This window comes from Ignatzschineria larvae DSM 13226, assembly GCF_038500265.1.
In the GTDB taxonomy this organism is placed as follows: Bacteria; Pseudomonadota; Gammaproteobacteria; order Cardiobacteriales; family Wohlfahrtiimonadaceae; genus Ignatzschineria; species Ignatzschineria larvae.
Genome location: NZ_CP150637.1, coordinates 1,197,703 through 1,224,183 on the forward strand (window position 1 = coordinate 1,197,703; position 26,481 = coordinate 1,224,183).

The 26,481-nt window shown below is 40.5% G+C and carries 21 protein-coding genes and 1 riboswitch; of the genes, 4 read left to right on the forward strand and 17 right to left on the reverse strand.

The genetic code is table 11. The features are described 5' to 3' along the window. Positions 1 to 92: 92 nt before the first annotated feature. The 7 genes from ribB to WMO13_RS05030 all read right to left on the reverse strand — a co-directional run bounded on the left by ribB (position 93) and on the right by WMO13_RS05030 (position 6,467). On the reverse strand, positions 93 to 1,313 hold the full coding sequence (ribB, locus tag WMO13_RS05000; protein WP_270049077.1) for a 3,4-dihydroxy-2-butanone-4-phosphate synthase: 1,221 nt from the start codon (positions 1,311 to 1,313) through the stop codon (positions 93 to 95). Between the two features lie 154 nt (positions 1,314 to 1,467). Next, a complete protein-coding gene (locus WMO13_RS05005; RefSeq protein ID WP_026878019.1) occupies positions 1,468 to 2,100 on the reverse strand; it encodes a riboflavin synthase in 633 nt (210 codons plus the stop codon). A gap of 2 nt (positions 2,101 to 2,102) precedes the next feature. Then, positions 2,103 to 3,257, reverse strand: a complete 1,155-nt coding sequence (ribD, locus tag WMO13_RS05010; protein ID WP_245601122.1) for a bifunctional diaminohydroxyphosphoribosylaminopyrimidine deaminase/5-amino-6-(5-phosphoribosylamino)uracil reductase RibD — start codon at positions 3,255 to 3,257, stop codon at positions 2,103 to 2,105. 233 nt (positions 3,258 to 3,490) lie between these two features. Further along, positions 3,491 to 3,636, reverse strand: a riboswitch (FMN riboswitch). 220 nt (positions 3,637 to 3,856) lie between these two features. Further along, entirely contained in the window at positions 3,857 to 4,396 is a 540-nt protein-coding gene (locus WMO13_RS05015; RefSeq protein WP_026878018.1) for an HdeD family acid-resistance protein, read from the reverse strand. Positions 4,397 to 4,683: 287 nt separating this feature from the next. Next, positions 4,684 to 5,298 carry a class I SAM-dependent methyltransferase gene (locus WMO13_RS05020; RefSeq protein WP_026878017.1) on the reverse strand — a complete coding sequence of 205 codons (615 nt, stop codon included), beginning with the start codon at positions 5,296 to 5,298 and terminating at the stop codon, positions 4,684 to 4,686. Between the two features lie 138 nt (positions 5,299 to 5,436). Next, complete coding sequence (locus WMO13_RS05025; RefSeq protein ID WP_026878016.1) at positions 5,437 to 5,895, reverse strand: META domain-containing protein; 459 nt, start codon at positions 5,893 to 5,895, stop codon at positions 5,437 to 5,439. 134 nt (positions 5,896 to 6,029) lie between these two features. Then, positions 6,030 to 6,467 (reverse strand): TOBE domain-containing protein, encoded by a 438-nt coding sequence (locus WMO13_RS05030; protein WP_026878015.1) that lies wholly within the window; start codon positions 6,465 to 6,467, stop codon positions 6,030 to 6,032. 372 nt (positions 6,468 to 6,839) lie between these two features. Between WMO13_RS05030 and WMO13_RS05035 the strand changes: the two genes are divergently transcribed. Then, positions 6,840 to 7,478: a response regulator transcription factor gene (locus WMO13_RS05035; protein WP_051395993.1), complete on the forward strand. Its 639-nt coding sequence runs from the start codon at positions 6,840 to 6,842 to the stop codon at positions 7,476 to 7,478. Between the two features lie 326 nt (positions 7,479 to 7,804). On the opposite strand, the gene WMO13_RS05040 is transcribed toward WMO13_RS05035, so the two are convergent. Further along, positions 7,805 to 9,061, reverse strand: coding sequence for a PLP-dependent transferase (locus tag WMO13_RS05040; protein WP_026878014.1), 1,257 nt, complete (start codon positions 9,059 to 9,061; stop codon positions 7,805 to 7,807). A gap of 427 nt (positions 9,062 to 9,488) precedes the next feature. Here WMO13_RS05040 and WMO13_RS05045 point away from each other — a divergent pair, with 427 nt between their 5' ends. Continuing rightward, positions 9,489 to 11,075, forward strand: a complete 1,587-nt coding sequence (locus WMO13_RS05045) for a hypothetical protein (RefSeq protein WP_026878013.1) — start codon at positions 9,489 to 9,491, stop codon at positions 11,073 to 11,075. A 34-nt stretch (positions 11,076 to 11,109) separates the two neighbouring features. Here WMO13_RS05045 and bioD read toward each other — a convergent pair whose 3' ends face one another. From bioD to WMO13_RS05060, 3 genes are all read right to left on the reverse strand, one after another. Then, positions 11,110 to 11,793 (reverse strand): dethiobiotin synthase, encoded by a 684-nt coding sequence (gene bioD, locus WMO13_RS05050; RefSeq protein WP_026878012.1) that lies wholly within the window; start codon positions 11,791 to 11,793, stop codon positions 11,110 to 11,112. A 63-nt stretch (positions 11,794 to 11,856) separates the two neighbouring features. Then, the gene (locus WMO13_RS05055) at positions 11,857 to 12,831 is read right to left on the reverse strand and encodes a methyltransferase domain-containing protein (RefSeq protein ID WP_051395992.1); all 975 of its coding nucleotides are present in this window, start codon (positions 12,829 to 12,831) and stop codon (positions 11,857 to 11,859) included. A gap of 18 nt (positions 12,832 to 12,849) precedes the next feature. After that, complete coding sequence (locus WMO13_RS05060; RefSeq protein ID WP_026878011.1) at positions 12,850 to 14,067, reverse strand: aminotransferase class I/II-fold pyridoxal phosphate-dependent enzyme; 1,218 nt, start codon at positions 14,065 to 14,067, stop codon at positions 12,850 to 12,852. A 262-nt stretch (positions 14,068 to 14,329) separates the two neighbouring features. Here WMO13_RS05060 and bioA point away from each other — a divergent pair, with 262 nt between their 5' ends. Next, positions 14,330 to 15,631, forward strand: a complete 1,302-nt coding sequence (gene bioA / locus WMO13_RS05065; RefSeq protein ID WP_026878010.1) for an adenosylmethionine--8-amino-7-oxononanoate transaminase — start codon at positions 14,330 to 14,332, stop codon at positions 15,629 to 15,631. A 115-nt stretch (positions 15,632 to 15,746) separates the two neighbouring features. Then, entirely contained in the window at positions 15,747 to 16,658 is a 912-nt protein-coding gene (locus tag WMO13_RS05070; protein ID WP_026878009.1) for an alpha/beta fold hydrolase, read from the forward strand. A 406-nt stretch (positions 16,659 to 17,064) separates the two neighbouring features. On the opposite strand, the gene purH is transcribed toward WMO13_RS05070, so the two are convergent. The 6 genes from purH to WMO13_RS05100 all read right to left on the reverse strand — a co-directional run bounded on the left by purH (position 17,065) and on the right by WMO13_RS05100 (position 26,373). Then, positions 17,065 to 18,606: a bifunctional phosphoribosylaminoimidazolecarboxamide formyltransferase/IMP cyclohydrolase gene (gene purH, locus WMO13_RS05075; RefSeq protein WP_026878008.1), complete on the reverse strand. Its 1,542-nt coding sequence runs from the start codon at positions 18,604 to 18,606 to the stop codon at positions 17,065 to 17,067. Between the two features lie 296 nt (positions 18,607 to 18,902). Further along, entirely contained in the window at positions 18,903 to 19,469 is a 567-nt protein-coding gene (purN, locus tag WMO13_RS05080; protein ID WP_026878007.1) for a phosphoribosylglycinamide formyltransferase, read from the reverse strand. Next, the gene (gene purM, locus WMO13_RS05085) at positions 19,469 to 20,479 is read right to left on the reverse strand and encodes a phosphoribosylformylglycinamidine cyclo-ligase (protein WP_026878006.1); all 1,011 of its coding nucleotides are present in this window, start codon (positions 20,477 to 20,479) and stop codon (positions 19,469 to 19,471) included. The genes purN and purM overlap by 1 nt, the downstream gene beginning before the upstream one ends. Continuing rightward, a complete protein-coding gene (purF, locus tag WMO13_RS05090) occupies positions 20,480 to 21,880 on the reverse strand; it encodes an amidophosphoribosyltransferase (RefSeq protein ID WP_026878005.1) in 1,401 nt (466 codons plus the stop codon). After that, positions 21,880 to 22,587: a phosphoribosylaminoimidazolesuccinocarboxamide synthase gene (purC, locus tag WMO13_RS05095; RefSeq protein WP_034855033.1), complete on the reverse strand. Its 708-nt coding sequence runs from the start codon at positions 22,585 to 22,587 to the stop codon at positions 21,880 to 21,882. The genes purF and purC overlap by 1 nt, the downstream gene beginning before the upstream one ends. Positions 22,588 to 22,614: 27 nt before the next feature. Then, the gene (locus WMO13_RS05100) at positions 22,615 to 26,373 is read right to left on the reverse strand and encodes a phosphoribosylformylglycinamidine synthase (RefSeq protein ID WP_026878003.1); all 3,759 of its coding nucleotides are present in this window, start codon (positions 26,371 to 26,373) and stop codon (positions 22,615 to 22,617) included. Positions 26,374 to 26,481: the final 108 nt, after the last annotated feature.

Sequence of the window (26,481 nt, forward strand, 5' to 3'; positions counted from 1 at the left end):
TAGCTTTAAGCTTATTTAAATAATTTTGCTAAGATTTTCATGATTAGTACACATATTCAATAATCGCACTAACCCATCACCCCTTACAGTTGCTATAACTGATGCCCCATTTGATCTCGCTTAATGTTGAGATAATCACGGTTAGCCTCAGTCTCAAAGCGTGGCGTTCCTTGTTCAATCACTTCAATCCCGGCAACGCGCATCGCCGCAATTTTATCAGGATTATTGGTTAATAATTCAACCTTATTCACATCAAAGAATTTCAAAATTTGTGCAGCTTCGTCGTATGTTCGCTCATCGGCCCCATGGCCGAGCATCTTATTCGCTTCAATCGTATTATAGCCTTCATCCTGCAACTGATAAGCTTTTAACTTCTCAACAATACCAATGCCACGCCCTTCTTGACGGAGATAGAGCAAAATACCATTCTTAGCTTTAGCGGTTTCTTGTAGCCCATACTGCAATTGCGCGTGACAATCACATTTCACAGAAGAAAAAACATCGCCGGTTAAGCATTCTGAATGAATACGAACCGTTGCCGGTGCTTTACTATCTCTGCCTTTATTCAAGAGGGCAATATGCGGCTCCCCACCATTTTTATTAGGAAATGCATAAATCAGGAAATCTCCAAATTCTGTAGGTAACGTTGATTGGCTAAGTGGCAATAAAGCCTCCATCTGCTCTTGCATCTGCCGATAGTTGACCAAATCTTGAATGGTAATAAGGGGTAATTGATGCACTTTAGCATAAGGAATCAGATCACTCTCCCGCGCCATCTCTCCATTCTCTTTCAAAATTTCACAAATCACAGCGGCAGGCTTAAACCCTGCTAATGTCACTAAATCGATCGCCGCTTCTGTATGGCCTCGACGTACCAGTACACCGCCATCTTTAGCGATTAACGGGAAAATATGTCCCGGACGATTAAAATCTTCTGGTTTTTTCGATTCATCGGCTAAAGCATTTAAGGTTTCTGCCCGTTCAAAAGCGGAAATGCCGGTATGCGTTGTCGCTAAATCGACAGAGACTGTAAAAGCTGTTTTAAAGGGATCTTTATTATCCACAATCATAGGGGCTAATCCTAACCGATCGGCATACGCTTTCGAGATTGGCGCACAGACTAAACCACCAGCTTTATGAATCATAAAGTTAATATCTTGCGGTGTCGCTAACTCGGCCGGCATAATGAGATCCCCCTCATTCTCCCGAGAAGCATCATCAGTGACAATAATCATGCCGCCTTGTTGCATAAAAGCGAGCGCTCGGCGGACTTTCTCAACTGAACCATATTCTGGGATTTGCTTATCCATCATCTGTTCCTTGTAATATTCTATGTGATTTTTAATATGTTTTTTAATATGTTTTTTAATATGTTTTTATAGGTTTGTTTATGTTTTGGGATAGCTATATCGGCTATATCGTTTAATTCTAGCTAAATCTAAATCTTCCAATTCTTAGCAATAACGGCTAATAGCCCCAATGGGATAGGGTCTGATAATTGAGCTGACTACGCTCCGCTTGATGCTGCGCTTTAATATATTTCCCCACAAGATCAAACTCGATATTGACATAGCCCCCTATTTTCAACTCTGCCAGATTAGTTTCAGCAAAGGTATGAGGGATAATGCCCACTTTAAATTCTCGCTCGGCAACACTAATCAATGTTAAGCTAATCCCATCAATAGCAATAGAGCCTTTTGGAATCAGTAGGCCTTCATGAGGATTTTGCAGAACAAAGGTTAATTCGTGAATATCTCCTAAATCGTCGATTCGGCTTAATTTCGCTTCACCATCAATATGACCACTTACCATATGGCCACCTAAACGATCCCCTACTCGAAGTGCTCGTTCTAAATTGACTTTCGTGCCTCGTTTATAACGATGAAACCCTGTCCGTTTAATGGTCTCCGGCATTAAATCCGCTTGAAATGAGTGATGATCAAATTGTGTCACTGTTAAACAAACACCATTTACCGCAATGCTATCACCGAGTTTGACATCTTCAAGCACTTTACTCGCTTTAAAAGTCAGGTAAGAGCGATGTTGCTGATGATTGATTTGGGTAATTTCGCCCCGTTCTTCAATAATTCCGGTAAACATCTTTATGACTCCTTTGTAACTATATTGGCACAATTATTTGTGCCATGATTTTTTGCAATCATTAAAACGGACTCACCACAATGGCAGGTTTCCGTAATCTCTAATCTTGGTGCTTTCTCTAATACTGTAACGGGACTATTTCGCCATAACTCAAGCGCATTTGGATTCCCAATTAAGCGAGGTCCATAAAATAGTAGATATTCATCCACTAGATCAGCTGAAATAAAAGCATCATAAATTTGCGCCCCCCCTTCGATAAAGAGGCTCATCACACCTTGAGCATAGAGCGCGGCAAGCAGTGTTTGTGGTTGGGTATCAGCCAACGGAATAAGCTTAATGCCTTGCGCCAGCAATAAGGTTTGCAATTCGCTTTCTAGCGGATAATGTTGATCAAAGCAGATCCAACTAGGCGCAAGATTAGTATCGAAAAATGAATAGGTTCGGATCATCTCGGAAGTGATCCCTGCAAAATTATTCAATAACAGAATGCGTATCGGCGCTTTTGTCTCAAAACCATAACGTACGGTTAATGAGGGATTATCAGCGATTAAAGTCCCTTTTCCTATTAAAATGGCATCGTGTAATCCTCGATAATAATGCGCTTTTTTACGGGCTTCACTACCGGTAATCCATTGTGAATCTCCGGTTTGTGTTGCCAATTTACCATCTAAACTGAGCGCCGCTTTCAATGTGACAAATGTCCGTTTTTGTAATTGATTACAGATAAAGATTTTCAGAAGCGCCTGCCCCTGATCCACTGCAAGATTAGTTTCGACCTCAATCCCGGCATTTCGTAAAATCTGATGACCTTGACCGGCGACTTTGGGATTCGGATCTTCCATTGCCGTCACAACGCGCGCAATACCACTTCGTAGAATAAGATCAGTACAGGCGGGCGTTTTTCCGGTAAAACAGCAAGGTTCTAGGGTCACATAGAGCGTTGCACCAGAAACGTCGTATCCTTGTGCTTTTGCATCCTTAACGGCATTCACCTCTGCGTGCGCTTCTCCCGCACGCTGATGATAACCTCGGCCAATGATTTCGCCCTCTTTTACAAGTATAGCGCCCACATACGGATTAGGTGATACAGCACCGTATCCTTGTTGAGCAAGCTCAAAAGCCATTTGCAGATAATCTTGATCTTGTTCTTTAGACAATTTTTCTTTCAACAATGAAAAACCCCCATCGCACTTTATCGATGGGGGTTGATGTTCGTTATAAATCGTCTGCTGTAAAGATCAGGGTTCTGTTCACTAAATTGTATGCAAAACACAGAGGCTACTATTAGCAACCAAACTCAATCTTTTCTCTATTTTCAGTGAATGAACTGTGAGTTATAGTCTGCATAAACAGTCTATTTATCCCATCAATCCATTGAAAACTACTGCCGATTTATCTTTTACCATCCAGACTATACTGTCGGTCTTGGAATTACACCAAGTCAGCTTGCGCTCGCGGACTATCACCGCCGGTCGGGAATTATGATTACTATGAATAGGATTCACAGCAACAACGCACCCTGCCCCAAAGATAAACATTAATTTGTAAAATAATGAAACTGAAAAGCTTTCTTAAAAACTTTTAGTTTAGAGATAATTTCAACTTCAATTTATTAGATTGAATCAAAACTATTCTAAACAATGGTATTACTATACGCTTTCTCGCTACAAAAAAAAAGGGGGATATTCCTATCCCCCATATTCCTATGATCTTGTTACGATCTTTCCTAATCGTCGCTCACACAATAATATCAAAACTAAGCTCTAAAACGACGAATTGCAAAGCCAAAGTAGAGGCTGTAGAGACCAACAATCAACGCAGAAATTCCTAATAGCGTTGTGATAAAGATAATTCCACCGATAGGTGAGTAAGGAATTGCTAAACCAACGATTAAGCCTAAAATGCCAATAATCAGCGTTAGCCACCATGAAGGTACGCCAAGTTTTTTGAGGCTAAATGAGAAAGAGATCGCTGAAATTCCATAGAAAATTAACCAGAACATAATGAGGAAAATTAACATCATTTCAGGCAAGCCTTCATTAGCATTTTTAATGATATAACCACCGATAAAGACCTGTAGAATCCCCATTGCGAGGTTAAAGCCCCAACCATGAACATTGCGGTTCGTTAATGCATAGAAGATTTCAAAGAAACCGGTGACAAAGAAGAAAGCCACCATGAATTGCGCTAATACAACAAAACTCACAAAAGGTTTAAAAAATAGAAAACCGCTTAATACAACATATAGTACGCCGATTAAGACCCATATCCACCAATTTTTAATTGCACGATCCATAATACTGATTACCTCTTTATAGTTAAAACATCTTTCAGTTACGACTTATTTGTAAAATATCATCAACAACAATAGTTTAGTTACTATTTGCTTACTTATTATTCCTTATAATAACTTTTTTAACTATCTACTTGTTAATTGAATTATATCAATAAATTAGTGAGTTATGCAGGAATATTCTCTGCTGCTCACTTCTTATCAAATAATCATTCAAAAATCAAAGCCACTTTAATCATCTCAGTAACTTCTACCATCAATTAAATAATCACTTATCTATAAGGTTAACGTTATTTTACAATTTTGATAGCAAATTGAATCACATGGCACCGACCTTGATGTAGATCTCCTTCTGCACGCTCTACCTCCCCCATAAAGAGGTGTTGGAAATGATCTGCCTTGAAAACCTCTAAAAAAAGTGCCGGATCGTAGAGATAATCGATATTTCGAGGGCCACCGCTACGATAAGGCAATTGTGCTTCTGAATAAACTTCCCCAAAGAAATAGCCACCCGGCTTCAAGGCTTGTCGAATCCCTTGAAAGACTTGTCGTTGCATCTCTTTTGCAAAATGCCCATAAACACACATCGCATAATCATATAGATCAGTCGGCCAGCTAATATTCGTTAGATCAACTTCTTTGGTATAGATGGGTAGTAATCCTTTACGTGCATTGACTTTTTGAAGCGCCACATCAGAATAATCCCAAAGGTCAATCTCAATTTTACGACCCGCTTGTAGTGCATCCTCTGCCACAAAGAGAGCATTACGCCCTTCACCTTCAGCAATCGCTAGCAATCGTCCTTTAGGTTTTATCACAGGTACAATTTCTTTAACAAAGGTATTCGCTTCTTTCCCATACAGATATTCCGCCCGTGCAAAACGTGCATTCCAATCTGATTTCATGACCTCTCCTTTTCTGATAGTTCTTATGAAAATGCAAAAAGAAAGGCCTACAACCATGAATCCGAAGACCCCGAATTGTAAGCCATATCTACTATATATAACGCATAAGGTACAACATACTGTACTACAATTACTTGTTTACATTTTATCCGCTAATTTGAACTCTAATACCGTTGAAGTATTTGTTAAGCGCAGATATTGCCCATTTTTAGAAATGACAATCTCCGCACCATTTCCTAAAAGCTCTGTAATATCGACATCTAAACGATTCAAAATAGGATCTGTACAGAGCATACGTGTCATTGCAATTCCTGCTTTCGCACGCAACATGCCATGATCTGTTAAGTCAACTTTTCCTGAATAGCGGTTACACATTTGACCACTGACAAACATATCCTGCCCAAATGCAATAGTAGGAGTGCCACTATCTTTCTCAGGTTTAAAAGCCTTACCATTGACAGAGATTAACTGATAATGGTGATGCTCTAACTCTTGAACAGTCGGGATTTTGGTATCTAATTGGCTCATAGGACTTCCTTTGCTTGCACAAGCGGCTAGAACCGCTACAGATAACAACGTGAATAATACTTTCTTCATTTTATAAGTTCCTTTTATTTCCAATAAATTAGATATTAATCCGCCCTATTCTATAATTATGTCCCCTTAAATAGCAATAAAATTAAGCGCCATTTCCCTTATTAATCGCTGATATACTCTAGAATCAATCTTGCCTAGCCCACTTTTTCTGTTGCAAGAATAATACTAGATGCTTTCACTAACCCCAAAATAGGCTTTCCTTCTGCAAGCGCCATCCCTTCAACGCTTTCATTCGTCACGACTGCACAGAGTGTTAAGCCTTTACTTGTTGTGAAATGGATCGTGCTATTCACTGCCCCTTCGATCACAGAAGTAATCTTACCCTCAAATTGGTTACGTGCTGAGAACTGCCATTGACAATCAGGTGAAGCTAATATCACCCACGGTGCTTTAACAATAGCCATTACTTTTGTGCCAATAGTAATATCAAGGGTACTACAACTCTGCTTGGTAATAACGGTCACTAACTCATCACCATTATCTAAGGTAACAATTACTTCATTATTAACACTACCTTCAAAAATAGCACTCACTTTACCGACTAATTGATTACGTGCTGATACTTTTTGCATTTAAAACCCCTTTAGGATCTGGTCAATACGACCTTCATAACAAGATCACATTGATGAAATTAAATAAATAGTTATTTAGTATAATATAAAATAATAATTTATAGAATATTTACATTTTTTTTAATTTGAAATATATGTTTACAATGTATCTTTGTGAGCCAAATCGTTATAATAAGTCCCCATAATCACAAGATCTAATCATATTATCCAATATTCACTATGCAAATCTTGAATTATAATGCAGTATGAAAGCAACATTCAGTTGTCTATTCTATAAGTTTCTATACATTAATCAGCCGACTCAGAGCAACCATTATCCCTGAGAACAAATGTTACAACAGATCAAATAAAGATAGAGGATTTCCATCAATTATGAAAGGCATACAAACATTCCGACCTAACGTTATTATCGTGGATCAAAATCGTCTATTTCGTCAAAAAATCGCCTTTCTGCTCTCACAAGAAACGCGTAATCCTTGCAATATCACCGCTAGTTATGACTCCATTCAGAGTTTACTACAAGCACAGAGAGAAGAGAGAAAGAATTCTTCGCACGCCCCTAACCTACTACTTATTGAAGCGCGTCTATTTGAAAATGATCATCATAAAGTCGCAATACGCCAATGGCTAAAGCAACATCCCCAATTAAAAATTGTGTTATTTACTGAAAATGAGAATGATCATTTATTGTCAAACTTCAATCACCAAGCGATTAAAGAGAGCATCAAGAAACAAATTGAGACGACCTTATTCTTACAACGTATCGATCGGATTATTAAAGCAAGTGTTCAACAGAGTAAACACGATAACCCCATGCAGTTACTCACGCCCCGAGAAGAAGAGATCTTAAATTGGCTTGTGAAAGGTAGTAGTAACAAAGAAATTGCCCGAATTTTAGATATTTCCGAAAGTACGGTTAAAGTTCATGTGCAAAATATTCTTAAGAAGTTTAATGTTACCAGTCGGGTTGAAGCAGCAGTTTATGCCATTCGCCACCAATTATCTGCTTAAGATTTACAACAATGATTATCACGACTCAATCACCGTCTTATTACAATCGAGAATAACTACAGCGTCATCAAAACACAAAGCCACTCATCGTTGAGTGGCTTTAGTTTATGGTTTATTTAAATATTTCAAAATATCGGTATTATAGTCAATTTGATTTAAGAAAAATGTTTTTTAGACAGCTATTTCGGGATTTTTAAAAAACAAAAAATCGTACTCAACAAGACTTGCAAGATGCCGGATAGAACAGCTTCCTTGCTTTTTACAGTTGATGCGCCGGCATTTAAATAATGCTTATTTTGAACTGATATTTCTATAGTATTGCAAGTCTACTTTAAGGCTTGTGCAATATCTGCTTTCAGATCCGCAACCTCTTCTAGCCCGACAGAGAGACGAATCAATGTTGGATCGATCCCCATGACTTGTTTCATCTCTTCGGTAAAAGTGCCGTAGATCGTTGATTCAGGATGGATAATCAGTGTACGATTGTCAAAAAGGTTTGTTGCTCTACGGATCAGCTGCAAGCGATCCATGAATGCAAAACAAGCCTCTCTTGATTTGAGTGAGAATGTTAACATCGCACCGGGATTGCCGTTAAAAAATTGATCACTTAAGGTTTTATAAGGGAAACTCTCGAGCTTTGGATAAGTCGCTTTTACTACCTCAGGTAATGACTCAAGGAATTGCGCTAACTCATAAGCACTCGCACTCATGCGTTCATAACGTAATTGTAATGTTTCTAATCCTAAAATTTGTGCATAAGCACTATCAGGATCCATACAAGCACCAAAGTTACGGGCAATTTCTCGTTTAATCTTAAACATAAAAGGCGAGAATTGGCCTGTATTAGCCACTTGTGCTAAGCGCTTATTGTGCGACCAATCAAATGTCCCATAATCTACAATCGCACCACCTAATGAGGTTGCCCCTCCCGAGACATATTTCGTTGTGGAAACCACTTCAATATCAATCCCCCAACGAAATGCCTCAAATGCGCCCCAAGGAATCACTGTCGTATCGACAATGAGCGGGATATTATGACGTGCAAGCATTGGCTTAATTTGCGTTAAATCTGCAATTTCAAGATGAGGATTTGTCATCACTTCACAGAAAAAAGCCACGGTATTCTCATCAATCGCTGCTTCAATTTCATCAAGATGATCTGTATTCACAAACCGAACTTCAACCCCAAAAGAAGCCAGCGTAAATTGGAACAGTGCAAAGGTATTTCCAAAGAGATGGGGTGATGTCACAATATTACAACCGGCATAACAGATTGCCATAAATGTATTAGAAATCGCCGCCATTCCACTACTAAAGAGCATTACACTCTCACCTTGCGAGATCGCTTTAATCTTATTTTCAAGCGCCTCAACCGTCGGGTTAGTAATACGTGAATAGGTATGAGAAGCAACCTCCTCTTGATTTTGAAAAGCTTTTGCGATTGCGACAGAATTAGGAAATTCAAAAGCCGCTGATCGGTATATAGGAGTATTCATTGCACCATGGATATCAGGGTGATTTTTCTCTGTACTCAAAATTTGACTCGTAAACCCTAATACTTCATTTCCTAACTTGCGTGCCATTGTTTCTATCCTATCTATTTGATAAAGCTGCAAAATAGATTGTTGAAGACCCCTCAACAAATCTCTCCCAAAATATCTCACAAAATCTATGCATTAGCATGATATCCGCTTTATCGTGAAAAAGTTATAATATTTGATCTAACTAAAGTAAAATAAAACAGAGATAAGATCAATATTAAAGTGAAAAGTATGCAACCATCTGTAACGATTACACTTATAATAGAGAGTTTTCTTCATTATCGTGAAGTATTTAAGTAGAGGTCTTTTTATGTATCAACGCGTAATGAATCATTTTCAATCAGCTATTCTATTACCCTTTCAATGCTTCTCTTTAATGCATAGAATATATCGAACAGAGTCTATCTTAAAAAGAATACTTCTCCTAAGCTCACTAATCTTTGTCGCTTGCACGCCGGATACGGCGCCAATGGATATTCACTCGGGTTACTATTTACCACAAAAAATATCCATTCAATTTCCACAGTCGGACTTTAATATTACACCCGATACCCCTCAGTATGAGCCATTACGATTATCTATTGAAAATAAACTCGCAGATAGCTACTTTCAGATAAATGGTAACCAAATTTACTATGTCAAAGATCAGCAAGAGATCAGTGGTATTATTACCCCAGAGCGACTAGCGCTAACAACCATTGCAACATTTGAGATCGTTCCTAAAAGTGATACAACGCTCCAATTAAAGAGTTTAGATCATGAATATTGCCCTCTTTCTGGCTGTACAATTGAATTGACCTTAAAATATATCCCTAGCAGTGATCCACTTTTACAAACGCTACAAGCAAAGCATCTTGAGAATTCAAGCAATGAAAATGCGAAGATTGATTTTTCTAAGAATGCGCAAGAAATTGCTGAAATGATCACCTCCCCTTATATCGGTATTATTCATGCAATTAGTGATCATCTCTTTCTAAAATTAACTCCAATCCAGAGTAATGGCTTAAGCTATAGTGCTCCAACTACTACAATAATTCCACCATTTACACTTGGAAATATCCCTATTGATCCTGCTAATCCCGAGATAGAAGTGCTCTCTTTTTATGATGATGCTGCCCCAAGTCAAGAAAGAAATGGGATTGATACTATTTCTTATCTTTTTATCGTCCCAACGCTTCATGCTCCAATATTCAATTTAGAGGCATTTGATCCACAAAATACTCGCATTTTTTCCTTAGAGAATGGCTATATCGCTAGTGACCAAGGAGGGTTTTATGCTATTAATTACCACTATTTTCCTGAGATCGGGCAAATTGTAATTGCGTTAACTGAAGGAATCACTCTTGAACCTGTGATATCCCATTTTCAGGCTCTACAGAATATCTCGACAGATCCTACGACTCTCTTATCCGAAGTTATTACACTGCAAGATATCACTTTACCACTTGCTGAATTAGAGACGCGATATGGGCTTACTCTTGAAGATATGTTTGCTCTTACGCCTATTTTAAATCACTACCAAAATGCCATAAAAGCACACCTAACCAGTGCGGCTCTCTTTATAGGGGAAGGTCCTAATATTACTAACGGTTACTTTGAACTCCCCTATAATCGCCTCGATTACCACTTCCCAGAATTACAGGTTAAGATTCATCCCCAATCATTAGATGCCGTTATAAATCACCTATCAACACCTTCCAATGTTATAAATGCTACAGCTATTTGGGCTGATCCTATCTATATTTATAACAGTAATCCTAATATTGCCTCCGGATTAAGCTACTTTAAAGAATTACAACCCGGCATTACTCTTGAGATATTCTCCCCGCCCTATCAAGGACACACTGCCGAAAAAGTGCTATTTGGTAAACTACTTTCACTGCTAGATCTATCCCAATTGCCGGCGATTTCGGTTGAGATGATCCCTAACATTGGCCGTTACAGCGTTGATCAAGAAGCAGAGATCGATCAACCACTGAGCCCTAAAGGGCAATATCAGTTTAAAGAAGGAATTACAGATCGATATGGGAAATTGGTGAAACCTAGAGCAAACTAGTCTTTACCATAAACATTGAATGTGCTTGTCGATCTCACCCAAAATAACATAAATCAAATCGGCTCTCTTTCTGTTCAGTTTCTGCGCCTTGGTAGAAAACTTCACCAATCATAGGGATCTTTGTAAATGCTTGAATGCCGGCAATATAGTAATTCAAGCTCTCTGAATCTGACAAGTGATTAGCAATCCAGCCTGTCACTTGTAGACCTGCTCGCTCAATGGCCTCAAAAGTCAAACGCGCATGATTAATCACACCTAATTTGAGCCCCACAACAACTATCACTGGTAATTGATTCGCAATCACCCAATCACTATAGCTTTCGGTAAAACTTAACGGAGTGTACCAACCGCCTGCGCCCTCTACAAGAGTGATGCGATTCAGTGATTCTAATTGATGTAACCCCGATGTTATTTTATTTGAATCAATGGGTTGCCCTAATTTTTCAGCAAGAATATGAGGTGCTTCCTCCTCTTCAAAAAAATAGGGATTCACCATTTCGTAACTCAAATCATCGAAAGAAGCAGTTAAATGGGCATAAGCATCCGGATTTTTAAGACCTATCGGCGTTATTGCGGCACCAGAAGCGACCGGTTTATAGCCATTTGCCGGCAATCCTGCTTGATTCAAGGCTTGTAATAACGCTCTTGAAACATAAGTTTTACCGATTTCAGTATCCGTTCCTGTGATAAACCAGCTTTTTCCTTTTATCTGTGTCATTCCCTCTCCTTTATTTCTAATCATTCTTATATCTCTTAACTGAATCTTGTTCCCTGTTTGATCTTATACCTTACCCGGTAAGGTAATATAGGCAACGCGATAGGTTAATCGATAAGACCCTAGACTCTGAAAATAAGCCTCTAACTGCTGATAAGCTGATTTCCCTAGCCAAGGGCGAATTTGATTAGGTAAGCTATTTGCGCCGATATAACGGATACTTGCCAGCAAAGCTCTCAATGTTGGGAATTCAATAATCTCATCAACAACACTCACTTTACCCTTCAAAGCGCTTACTTCATCTTGAATCATCGCCTCTGATACAAACGGTAAAATATGCTCAGCATTATCAATCTGTTTGAAAGCTTCCCGTAACTCTTGTAAGGTTCCGGCTGCTAACGTGGTAATAAAGATGGAAGGTGCGCCCCAAGGTGCGACTGTTGCTACACGCTGTAATTCTGTCAATGCGCGTTTTAAATCTTGGCACCATTGTACCGCTAGACTACTGATGACAAAGTCATATTGCCGGCTTTCAAATGGTAATGATTCAATATCCGCTTGCACATAACTATGATAAAAATCTTGATCTTTTGCAACCTGTAGCATCTCCGTAGAGATATCGAGCGCCGTTAAATTCAAATCTGTACCGAAAGCAGTTCCATATTCCGCTAATCGTTCTCCGATATATCCCGTCCCGGCACCGGCATCTAAAATGGATAATCGAATTGGATCTTTGAAGACCTCGTTTAAATTCTTGCTCAACGAACTATTCTCCGCTTGCATCAAGGTATTCATCTGTTTAATCTGTGCTAAAACGGAACAAAATTGCGTGATCAGTTGATCTGCAATCCGACGCTGTATCACCGCATATTGCCCATATTGAGCAGCTTTTTTTCCAAATTGTGTGGCAACATTCTCTTTGTTCAGCATCTTTAAGTTAGATAATTTTGAAATGGAGGATTCTGAAGTGAGTGATTCTGAAGAGAAGGATTCCGAAATCAAAGTTTCAGATACCAATGATTTTATCGCATTGATCTTCATAAGTTAATTCATAATCCTTTATAAATACTCAGCATCGAATAACACCTGATACAAGGCCGCTACTAATTGATCAATCATCGCTACCGTATGCGTTGCGGTAATCGTAATTCGAAGTCGAGCACTCTTCGGCGGGACTGTAGGTGGGCGAATCGCCGAGAGCCAAATCCCTTTCTGCTTCAAACTATCCGCCACTTTTAAAGTATCATCCGATTCACCGATAATCAGCGGTTGAATGGGCGTATCTGAAGGTAGTAATTGTAAAGAGGATTTAAGTCGATGAGATTCAGGGATTTCTGAGAGTAAATCTTTCATTCTATCTTGAAAATAGTGAATATTTTCTCTCAATTTTTGTCGTAAAGCATCGCCGATTTGACCACGAATCAATGTAAAAGAAGCTCGTAAAATAGCCGCTTGCATAGGAGGAATTGCCGTACTATAAATTAAAGGACGCGAATATTGAATAAAATACTCCGCCAATTGCGCCGATAATAGAATCGCCGCACCGCTGCAACCCACTGCTTTACCAAATGTAACCACTAATATATCTGGATGAATGCCCAACTGATCACAAGTCCCCCGACCTTGATGACCTAAAATACCGATACCATGGGCATCATCTACCACAAAAAGTGCTTGGTCCTGTATCACATCTACAAGCGCATCGAGCGGTGCCATATCTCCATCCATACTAAAAACACCCTCTGTAATCACTATTTGTTCGGTATCTTCCGATAATAAAGATTGGGACAATAACTTCTGTAAGCTGGTAGGATCATTATGTTTAAAACGGCGTAACTCTCCCGGTGATAACATTGCCGCTTCCATGATAGAAGCATGGGACAGTTTATCTGCTAAAATACGATCTCCTTTTGCAATAAGAAGCTTGATAATTGCTTGATTAGCAGTAAAACCTGAAGGATAAACAATTGCACGCTCATAGCCCAACCAAGTGGCTAAATCTTGTTCTAATGCCGCTAAAGGCGCACTATAGCCAGTGACATGCCCAGAACCTCCACTGCCAATGCCATGCTCTCTCATCGCCTCCATCGCTGTTTGTAGCAAATCAGGATGCTGACTTAAACCGAGATAATCGTTAGAAGAGAAGTTAAGATACGATCGACCTGCCACCATCATTTCACTCTGTGGCTTTATTTCACAAACCACCCGCTGACGCTTCTGATTCTGCGATAGCGCTTGTTGTAATGCTTGATCAATACGCGCTTTCCACCCATTCATTATTTTACTCTATCCTCTAATATTGCAATGAATTGTCTTGTTATAACCGGTGATAAAAACAAAAAGTGGCGCTTTTCGCAGGCCACTTATCCGAAATTATAGTACCATAATCCCTCATTGAACGAGTAGATTATCGTGCTGTAATCCTAGGAAGTATCATAGCAATATGGATATTTTTCCCCTTAGGACAGAGGGTTATATCGCTATTATTGAACTATTCTGAAACCTTCATTCAACAATAAAAAACAAGAGTTTTATCACCATGCAATCCATTGACCTGAACTTTGACCAACGCCATATTTGGCACCCCTATACTTCGATGAGTGAACCGCTTCCCTGCTATCCTGTTGTTTCTGCAGAAGGAACATCTCTATTCCTGGAAGATGGAAGAAGCTTAGTTGATGGAATGTCTTCCTGGTGGGCGGTATTACATGGTTATAATCATCCTGTCATTAATGCGGCCATAGAAGCACAATTACACCAAGTATCCCATGTCATGTTTGGCGGTATTACTCATCAGCCGGCAATTGATCTTGTTAAAAAATTAGTTGATTTAACGCCGGAAGCGCTCGAGTGTGTTTTTTTAGCAGATTCCGGCTCAGTCGCTGTAGAAGTGGCCTTAAAAATGGCTTTTCAATATTGGCATGCCCGCGGTGAAAAGCGCCATCGTGTGCTCTCCCTCTCTCATGCCTATCATGGTGATACTTTTGGTGCGATGGCAGTTTGTGATCCTACTAACTCAATGCATTCGCTTTATGGAGATTATCTGCCCAATCACCTTTTTGCCGAGCCTTTTACCGTAGGCTTTGAAGATCAATGGCAAGAATCCGCAGGTGATCACTTAAAATCTCTCTTTAAAGTGCATCATCAAGAACTCTTTGCCGTTATTATTGAGCCTATTGTTCAAGGTGCCGGCGGAATGCGTTTTTATCACCCTAATTATCTCAAGCTACTACGAGCGCTTTGTGATCAATATGAAATTCCCCTTATTGCCGATGAGATCGCAACAGGCTTTGGCCGAACAGGGCGATTTTTTGCTTGTGAACATGCCGGAATTGTACCCGATATCCTCTGTCTTGGAAAAGCACTCACCGGCGGCTATTTAACACTTTCAGCTGTACTGACAACGCGCCATATCGCCGATACCATTAGCAATGGGGATGCAAAATGTTTTATGCATGGCCCAACCTTTATGGGTAATCCTCTAGCTTGCGCTGCGGCAAATGCCAGCCTAACATTATTAGCAGACAACGATTGGCAGACCCAAGTTTTCCATATCGAATCTGAACTAAAAACCGCGCTCTATCCGCTTAAAAACAATCCTCATATTCGAGATGTTCGAGTCTTAGGTGCAATTGGTGTGATTGAGCTACATCACCCTGTAAACCAGGCTAAAATTCAGCAATATTTTGTAGAAAAAGGTGTATGGATTCGCCCCTTTAATCGACTAGTCTATATCATGCCACCTTTTGTAATCAGTGATGACGCCCTCGCACAATTAACTGATTCCTTAGTACAATTGCTCAATCGAGATGATTTTACCGATTTTATTAAGCCTGAATAAAATCAACAGCTGACCTAAAGCAATCTCATAAATTCAATCAAGGCAGCCACATTCCAATTAATCTTGGTAACGTTCACTCAGCCTTGATTAAGAATATTTAAAAAGATTTCAACTTATGCCCACTCAAAGCACAACAAAAACGCAGCAATTATCGATTTTGCATCGAGGTGAAGAAGTCACGCTCACCTATGATCATACGCTACCAACGTCATCACCAAGAGATAGAGAACGTCCGCGTCTTCTTTTTCTGCATGGCATCTTAGGCGATCGGAGAACTTGGCAAGATTATCCGCAATATTTCCCAGAACATGAAATGATCGCCTTAACACAATGGGGATTTGGCAAAGGGGGAGAACGAGATCAATCCCTCGATACTCGAGAGAGTGCCGAGACATTACGCGCCTTTTGTCATGCACTGAATGAACAAGAAAATACGCCTCATCGCCCGTTTATTATCGTAGCCTGGTCTTATGCTTGTCATGTCGCACTCCTAGCAGCGTTGGAAGCTCCGACACTTTTTCAACAATTAATTCTTTATGAGCTCATCATTCCAAGCTATGGAATGGATCAAGCGATACACACTGAATTTACTCAAGATCTCACCAAAATGATGAGCCCGATCATTCGCGCGACTCGCCGGAAAAAGAGTGCATTAGCTATTGATTATTTTATTGCCGCTTGTAAGAATCTACCGGAAACAGATACTAAAGAACCGAGTTATGGCCTTATGGATCAATCTGAAGCCTTACAAATCATCAAGCAAGAAAATGATTATACCCTTGCTAAATTACTCAATCAGAATGAACCACCAGAGATAAGTGCAGAATCCTTAAAAACACTTCACCAACAAGTTCCGATCACCATTCTCTGGGGCGAAAACTCCCGAGCCATTTTTCAACTAAGCTCCAAAACAGCCGCTAAAGCCATCGAACAAATCGGGGGCGAAATCCCCAATGCCGATCATCTATTACCGGAAGAAGATGCAGTGAGGTTTAGTGAGGTTGTTAAACACTCTATTCTCGAATAAATACTTTTATAATAAATTGGTCTAAGAGAAATCATTATAAGTCGCTAGTATGGGATTTTATAGTAAATTTGGTTTAATAAAGATGTTTTTTAAACAGCTACTATGGGGGTTTAAAAGAAGGTAAAACCGTACTAAACAACACTTGCAGGATGCCGGATAGAACATCGCCCTTGCCTCGATCAGCTGATGCGCCGGCATTTCAATAATCCTTATTTTGAACCGATAAAAAACCGGAGAGCCATTCCTCTCCGGTTTTTGTTGACCTTAATTCATTCGTTGTCATTAGAGCTTACTAAAGCACCACACTATAAAGCAACATCTCAATGACGTGATGATGAATTAAGGGTTCCTCCAAAATCGTTTTCGATTATTGAATATTTGGCTACACTAATAATGTAGTATTTATTTAGTGTTTGAAATGACGTACGCCGGTGAAGACCATTGCAATGCCATATTGATTAGCAACATCTATTGATTCTTGGTCTTTAATAGAACCGCCTGGTTGAATCACTGCTTTAATCCCTGCTTTTGCCGCATTTTCTAACGTATCTGGCATTGGGAAAAATGCATCTGATGCTAAAACATTACCTTTAGCCGCCTCACCTGCTTGATCAAGGGCAATCTGTGCAGCGCCCACGCGATTCATCTGCCCTGCACCTACACCCAGCGTTTGTCCCTCTTTTGCCACAACAATCGCGTTTGATTTCACATGCTTCACAATTTTCCAAGCAAAGAGTAGAGCGTCCATCTCTTCAGCTGTTGGCTGACGATCAGTTACTACAGTGAAACTCTCTGGATCAATCACAGCGCGATCTAAAGTTTGGACTAATAAACCACCATTCACTGCGGTTGTCGTGACCTTCTCTGCCATACGCTCTTCTTGAGGATTATTTTCTAATAGACGAATATTTTTCTTCGCCATGAGGATCGCTTTCGCTTCTTCTGTGAAGCTAGGTGCAATAATAATCTCTAGGAAAATCTCACTCATCTTTTCAGCGGTTGCCGCATCAACCGTCTGGTTCGTTGCAATGATGCCACCAAAGATAGAAGTGGGATCTGCTTCATACGCGCGATTCCATGCTTCTAATAAAGTTGCCCCTAAACCCACGCCGCAAGGATTCATATGTTTGACCGCCACTACAACGGGTTCTTGGAATTCCAACATAATATTGATTGCTGCATTAGCATCTTGAATATTATTATATGAGAGTTCTTTACCATGGATTTGTGTTGCGTGTGCAAGCGAGTTATTTTGCGCAAGTGGGGTTCTATAAAAGGCCGCTTCCTGATGAGGATTTTCACCATAACGCAAACCTTGTTGTTTCTCATAAGTGAGCGTTAATTTCTCAGGAAATTGATCGCCAATTTCATTCGCAAAATATTGCGCAATGAGCGCATCATAAGCCGCAGTGGTTTGATACACTTTCAAGGCTAAACGCTGACGTGTTGCAAAAGTAGTATCACCATTCGCTTTAAGCTCAGCAAGCACAATAGCGTAATCATTAGGATCGGTGATCACTGTAACCGACTCATGATTTTTAGCCGCACTTCGTAACATTGATGGGCCACCAATATCGATATTTTCAATGGCTTCATCATAGCGCACCCCAGGTTTTGAGATGGTCTCTTTGAACGGATAGAGATTCACAACCACCATATCGATATATTCAATACCATTATCAGTCATCGCTTTGGTATGAACATCATTCCCTCGTACAGAGAGTAATCCACCATGCACCATTGGATGCAATGTTTTCACTCGGCCATCCATAATTTCAGGAAAGCCTGTGATATCTGAAATATCTTTGACGGCAATCCCTGCATCACTAATGGCTTTTTTAGTACCACCCGTTGAGATAAGTTCAAAGCCAATTGCTACTAATTCGGCTGCAAATTCGGTAATCCCTGCTTTATCACTCACACTTAAAAGCGCGCGTCGTTTCGTCATGATCTACTCTGTCCTTTTTCATTAACAATGTTCAATAATCGCAATAACAACGACATAGTTATACTGATCCGATGAAGTGAATACCTCATCAAGACAATCTCACTATATCCTAAAGTGCTACTCTCTATTTTCACTCTCTCAAAGAGGTACTCTTTTAAAGAGTGTTTTACCTAACTCAGATCTATTTAAGACCCTTTTAAATGATAGATATCTCTCTATACTCTCCTAGTCTCTAAAAGCTACTTCGAGAGATACCTTTTTGATCAATCTCTTAATTTGCGATGAATTCTTCAGGATTAATCTGCAAATAAGAGTGCCAATGTCTGCGGGTAGAGCCGATGTTCTACATGATGAACCATCTGTAATACTTCATCTAGTTGCTCTCTACCGGTCAATTGAATCGCTTCTTGTGCAATGAGTTGTCCGGTATCCATCCCTTCATCCACATAATGAATAGAGACACCCACTTGTCGCTCACCGGCCTCAATCGCCTGCTCAACCGCATCTTTCCCTTTATAAGCCGGCAATAATGAGGGATGAATATTAATAATATGCATTGGATACGCCTCTAAAAGCGTTGAACCCAATAACCGCATATATCCGGCAAGAATCACCCACTCAACATTCGCTTGTTTGAGTTTTGATACAATCATCGATTCATAATCTGCCTTAGAAGCAAACTCTTTAGCCGTAAAAACGAAGGTTGAAATTCCTCTCTTCTCTGCCTTCTCAATGACTTTCGCGTGCTTTTGATCACACACTAGCAATTGAATTTCGGCCTTTAATCGGCCATCATCAATGGCTTGTGCTAATGCATCAAAATTAGAACCGGTGCCAGAGGCAAAAATCGCAATTTTCTTCATTATTGAATCTCAATTTGGCCGGTTTCAGTGATTTCACCCACGAGTGAAGCATTCGGTAATAGTGCGAGTGTCGCAGCTACATCATCAGGATTAACGACAATCATATAACCAATACCCATATTAAAAACAGTGAACATCTCTTTATCAGAAATACCCGCTTTCTCTTGTAGGAATGGGAAGATTGCCGGTGGTGTCCAAGTAGATGCCTTAAATTTTGCACCCATGCCTTCCGGCAACATTCGTGGCACATTCTCGTAGAAACCACCGCCGGTAATATGTGCCATCGCATTGACTTTCACTGATTGAAGTAAGTGAAGTACCGGCGCAACATAGATCTCTGTAGGGGTTAATAACACTTCACCAAGTGGTTTATCAAAACCTTCATATTGTGTATGAAGATCTAAACCTTGCTCCTTGATGATATGCCGTACAAGTGAGAACCCATTACTATGAACACCACTTGAGGGAAGTCCGATAATCTGATCTCCAACTTTAACATTAGCTTTATTCACGCGCGCATCTTTTTCAACAACACCCACTGCAAATCCCGCAATATCATATTCACCATCTTGATAGAAGCCCGGCATTTCTGCTGTTTCTCCACCTAACAGTGCAGCACCTGATAATTTAGAACCTTCAGCAACCCCTTTTACAATCGCTTCGATTTGTGCAGGATCATTTTTACCACAGGCAATATAGTCGAGGAAGAAGAGCGGCTCAGCCCCTTGCGTTAAGATATCATTCACACACATCGCAACGGCATCGATCCCTATCGTATCGTGGATATCCATATCAAAGGCTAACTTGAGCTTAGTCCCCACACCATCAGTGCCAGAAACAAGCACCGGTTTTTGGTAGTTGAGTTCAGAGAGATCAAAAGACCCCCCAAAGTCCCCGAAAATATCCATTGCACCTAAACGCATTGTGCTCGCAACATGCTTTTTAATACGTGCTACTGATTCATAGCCAGCCTCTAAATTCACGCCGGCTTCTTTATATAATTGACTCATTTATGCCTCATTAAACTGAATATTAGTTGGGTAATGGTTGGTAAAACAGCCCAAGCAAAGACCACAATTCACGCCTCGACTCTCTGAATGACCGGTTGCGCGGATGAGTCCTTCTGGACTTAAAAATGCAAGGGAATCCACATCGATAAATTGTCGCATCTCTTCTACCGTTTGATAATGTTGTGCCAGTAGTTCCCGAGGATTAGTGGCATCCACACCATAGTAGCAAGGGTATTTAAAAACAGGCGATGATACACGCATATGGATCTCTTTTGCCCCTGCAGTACGAAGTAATGCTGCAATACGCTTACTCGTAGTACCTCGCACAATCGAGTCATCAATGAGAATCACGCGCTTATTCTTCACAATACTACTAATGGCCGAGATCTTCATTCGTACACCCCGTTCCCGAAGTTCTTGTGTCGGTTGAATGAAGGTACGACCAATATAGCGATTCTTAATCAAACCCATCTCATTTGGCAACCCTGAAGCCTCAGAATAACCCACTGCTGCCGAAATACTTGAATCAGGAACTCCGATAACAATATCTGCATCAATATGGGCTTCTTTAAAGAGCTCAACACCGCTTCTTTTACGAACCGCATGAACATTCTTCCCTTCTAAATCACTATCAGGGCGGGAGAAGTAGACATATTCCATCATACAGAGCGCATGAGTTCTCTTTGTCTCTAAAAAGCTTGAGATCACTTCATTATTCTGAATCGTAATCACTTCACCGGGTTCCACATCGCGTACAAATTCAGCACCCACAATATCAAAAGCACACGTTTCTGAGGCAAAGACATAACCACCATTAGGCATTTTACCCATTGATAGTGGGCGAATTCCATGAGGATCTCTGGCAATATAGAGGCCACTATTGTGCAAGACAGTGTAGCTATAAGCGCCTTCAATCTGCAATAAACTCGTCTTTAATCGCTCAAGGAAGCTTCCTTGGCAACGGCGTAGAAGATGCCCTAATAACTCTGTTTCACCCGATGAGTGAAATACACTTCCTTCTCGCTCTAAACGTACCTTTAATTCATCTGAATTGGTTAAAGCCCCATTAAAAGCGATCGCAATCGTTTCATCTGTCGTACTTAATACGATAGGATGGGCATTCACAACGCCCCGAGAGCTATTTGTCGGATAACGTACATGGCCAATGGCCACACTTCCTTCTAAACTCTGTAATTTTTTGGGATCAGCAAAGACTTCTGTTAATAAGCCTTCTCCTTTTACACAGATAATGCGCTCATCCTCTGTTAAAGTGGCAATCCCGGCGCTCTCTTGGCCTCGATGCTGTAGCGCATGTAGACCGTAATAAGTGAGGGTTGCTGCTTCACTATTACCGGAAACGGCAAATACACCACACTCTTCATTTAACTGTTTAAACCCCATTACACACGATCCTTCAAACGACGATGAATTTCCCGATACGCTTCAATCACATTACCTAAATCTTGACGGAAACGATCTTTGTCCAATTTACTATGAGTCTCTTTATCCCAGAGACGACAAGTATCAGGGCTGATCTCATCCGCAAGCACGATCTCACCCTGTGGATTACGTCCAAACTCTACTTTAAAATCCACAAGCGTAATGCCAATCTCGTCAAATAATTGTTTAAGTAACGTGTTAATTTTACGTGCTTCGCTTGAGATTGTTGCGATTTCAGCTTCTGTCGCTAATCCTAATGCTAAGGCATGGTCGGCATTAATGAGTGGATCATTCAATTCATCTTTTTTGTAACAAAATTCTAAAATCGGGGGATTAAGCTCAGTTCCCTCTTTGATGCCTAAACGGCTTGTTAATGAACCTGTTGCCACATTACGCATAATCACTTCAAGTAAGACGATATCGATTTTTTCACATAACACATCACGTTCATTCACTTGTTTAATGAGATGTGTTTTGATCCCATTGGCGGTGAGATAATCAAAAATCATGGTAGAAATCGCGGCATTTAAGACACCCTTATCTTCAAATTGGGCTTTTTTCGCGCCATTACCTGCAGTTGCATCATCTTTATAGTGAATCAGAACCTCATTCGGATTATCTGTACTATAGATCTGTTTTGCTTTGCCTTCATAAAGTAGTGTAGACATTGTGTAACTCCTCAATTTAAAGATAGATTAAAGGTGCTTGCTGGTAATATGCGAAACCGCATTTTCAAAAATTGTTTGATGTTTCCGTCCTGGAATATTGAGGAACAGTCCCTCTTCATAACGCTCACTATGCGCAATTTTTCCAAGAATTTGCCCATTGGGGCTTGTGATCGCTTCAATGGCGTACTGCGACACGGCAGGATTAAAAGTCTGATCTAATGTTGCCCGCGATTTGTGATCTACATATTGTGCAGCGATCTGCCCATTGGCTTGTAATGTCTGGAAAAGTTCTTCAGAAAGCATAACACGCCCTTCAAGCGCAGCAAATGGCAGAACATGTTGATCACCACAATTTAGCGAGCTAAACCAAGGTGCTGCATTATTAACAATCTCAGTAGTCACCATTTGCGATTTAAATTCACCGCAATGGTTGGTCATCAGATAGAGTTTTTCCTCACTTTGCTGACTCTCTTGATCCCGATACTCTCCGTACGGTAATAACCCTGTTTTTACTAATGCATGAAAACCGGCATTAATCCCTAGGATTAATCCCCCTTTGGCAATAAAGGATTCAACGGCTTGACGAATATCCGCCCGTTGTAAGAAAAGCGCCATTGTCGAACCGGTTCCCGCCGGCTCTTCAGTGCTTGCAAAACCTGATGCAAGCGCTAAAATTTCAGCATTCTCTAAATGCGCTATTAACTGCCGCACAGAACCGAGATAATCTGCTTCCGTTAAGAGTCGAATGGGCTGCATCAACACTGCGGCTCCCGCTTTCTCAAAAGCCCGCGCCATATCAAACTCACTATGTGTGCCTTCAAATACAGGAATCACAACCGTAGGCTTTACAGCTTCTAAGCGATTAATAATACCTTTAAGTGGCATTTTATCCACTTTAGGAATCAATCCTTCACTTTTAGCGTAAATAGGATAGATCTTCTCATAACGATCTTCCGCAGCTGCTTGTAAGGTTGAACCTAAAATAGTGGTGTGTCCATAATCAAAGCGATACTCACTTAAGGTTGTACCAATAGCAATATAATCCTCTGATGCGGGTAATGCTCGACGAGTGGTAAATACAAAGGCACCATATTGTGGTCTAAAGAGATCACGAGTGGATATATTCTCAATATTAGCGCCGATCCGATTACCAAAACTCATATAAGCTAGCGCTTCAGCAATGCCTCCTTGTCGTACTGACATCGCAGCGTTAATCTGATATCGCTCATTAATGGCTTGAAATTGTGTAAAATTATGGGCTATAGCTGCAAAAGGTACCTGCCCCGTAACCTCTTCTTTAACCGGCAATACGTAGATATAATCGCCACTCTCTTTAAATTCTGACGAGATAACAGCATCTGTTTGAATAGTCGTTACGGCAAAAGAGACTAAAGTTGGAGGCACATTGATTTCATCAAAAGACCCACTCATACTATCTTTTCCGCCAATACTTGGTACATTAAATGCTTTTTGCGCTGCCAAAGCCCCTAACAAAGCGGCGACAGGCTTACCAAATTTTTCTGGAATACCATCTAATCGCTCAAAATATTCTTGGAAAGAGAGTCTTGCTTTCTGCGGGTTGCCTCCGGTTGCGACAATACGTGCAAGCGATTCAATGACCGCATAAGCTGCTCCATGAAAAGGCGACCATTCACCCAAATAAGGATGATAACCATGGGCTAAGATAGTCGCTGTTTTTGTCTCTCCAGACTCTACTTGAATCTTTTGAAGCGAAACCTCGGCGGGCGTTGCCTGACATTTTCCACCAAAAGGGAGTAAAACCGTTGAGCGTCCGAGCGTAGCATCAAATTTTTGATTCAGTCCTTTTTGACTTGCAATATTCTTGTCAGCCAATAAGGTTCGCCACGCTAATTCTAAATCATCCGTATTCGGTACTTGCAATAATGGCGAAGGTAAGTTGCTATCGATAACCTTAACAGCGGCCGTTTTACGAATACCATTGGTGTCTAAGAAAGATCGGGCAATATCAACAACCTTCTCCCCTCTCCAACTAATGACTAAGCGAGGATTTTCGGTAATTTCTGCAACAATCACTGCCTCTACAGATTCTTCTTGCGCTAATTCGATAAATCGCTTTGCATCTTTTGCGCTTACCACGACTGCCATTCGCTCTTGTGATTCTGAAATCGCTAAATCTGTCCCATTTAGACCTGAATATTTTGTGGGTACTTGATCTAAATTGACCCAAACACCATCGGCCAATTCCCCAATAGCAACCGAGACACCTCCAGCCCCAAAATCATTGGACTTTTTAATGAGTGTAGATGCCTCTTTTCGGCGAAATAAGCGAAGAATTTTGCGCTCTTCTGTTGCACAGCCTTTCTGTACATCTGTGCCAGCCTTCTCAAGCGTCTCTTCTGTCTGTACTTGCGATGATCCAGTAGCCGCTCCCACTCCATCTCTCCCAGTCTTAGCGCCCACTAAAAGCACTAAATCCCCCGGCATAGGCATAGCTCGCACGACATGATCTTCTTTCACCACGCCTACGACAGCCCCTAGCTCCATGCGCTTAGCGATAAATCCCGGATGAATATATTCTCGAGCAAATGCCGTAGTTCCCCCAATTTGATTAGCGTAATCACTATTACCTTGGGCTGCAACACGACTAATGCGACGTTGTGGAATTTTGGTCGCAAGCGTCTTCTCAACAGGTTCTAAAATATTACCGGCACCTGTGATTCGCATCGCTTGATAGACATAGGCACGTCCTGATAATGGATCTCGAATAGCGCCCCCTACACAGGTATTTGCACCACCATAAGGCTCAATTTCCGTTGGGTGATTATGGGTTTCATTCTTAAACATCAATAGCCAAGATTGCGGTTCACCATCCACATCTACTTGAACTCGTACAGAACAAGCATTCACCTCATCTGATAGTTCCATATCAGCTAGTTCACCTGTTTGTCGTTGATAGCGCCCCACAATCGTCGCCATATCCATCAACGTTTCAGGCCGATCTGTAATTCCAGTGACTTCTCGTAATTGTAGATAAGATTCATATGCGGCTTGTAGCTGCGCTTCAAATTGACTTGCTGAGAAATCAATACTTTTAAGCATTGTCTCAAATGTGGTATGCCGGCAATGATCAGACCAATAAGTATCTAACACAAGTAACTCTGTTTCAGTCGGATTGCGTTTCTCTTCTGATTTAAAATATTTTTGAATGAAAGCAAGATCTTCAAATTCCATCGCAAGCCCCATTAAGAGCTTTAACTCTACGAGCTTTGAGGGGGTCATATGAATAAAGTCTTTCACCTTCTCCACTTGCTTAGGATGATGATGTAAATTCAAAACCTCTTCATTGGGTGCTAAGGATAGATCTTTGAGGTAACTATTAATGGGATTAAAGAGATATTGCTCAATTTTAGCGAGATCTTCAGCTGATAATTCTGCATTAAAGAGATAAAGCTGTGCAGTAGTTACCGCTGTTTTCCCCCAGATTCCTGCTGTCTTAAGGGCTAATGAGATGCTATAAGCGCGCTGATCATATTGTCCTGGCAAGCCCTCAATGGCAAAATGGGGATATTTATTCAATTCCGCTTGCATAATATCAGAACGAATTTCCTGATCTTTGCCCGCTTGTTGAATGATTTTTTGAATTTGAGGAAGATCTTTTTCAGACAATGAAAAGAAATCATAGACTTGAATTAATCGTACAGAGGTGAGTGTAGGAACAGTCAATGCTATTTTCAACTCATTCAATAAGGCTTTTGCCTCAGAGGAATAGAGTGGCGTACTTTCAATATAAAACCTTCTTTTCATTAGAATCCTTACTTATCGTAATTATAAAAGAGTCGCTTTAGAAGCAGCAAGATAGCAACGACAGAGAGACCCAATCAATCATGATGGTCTATTCTGCAAAAATTCCTT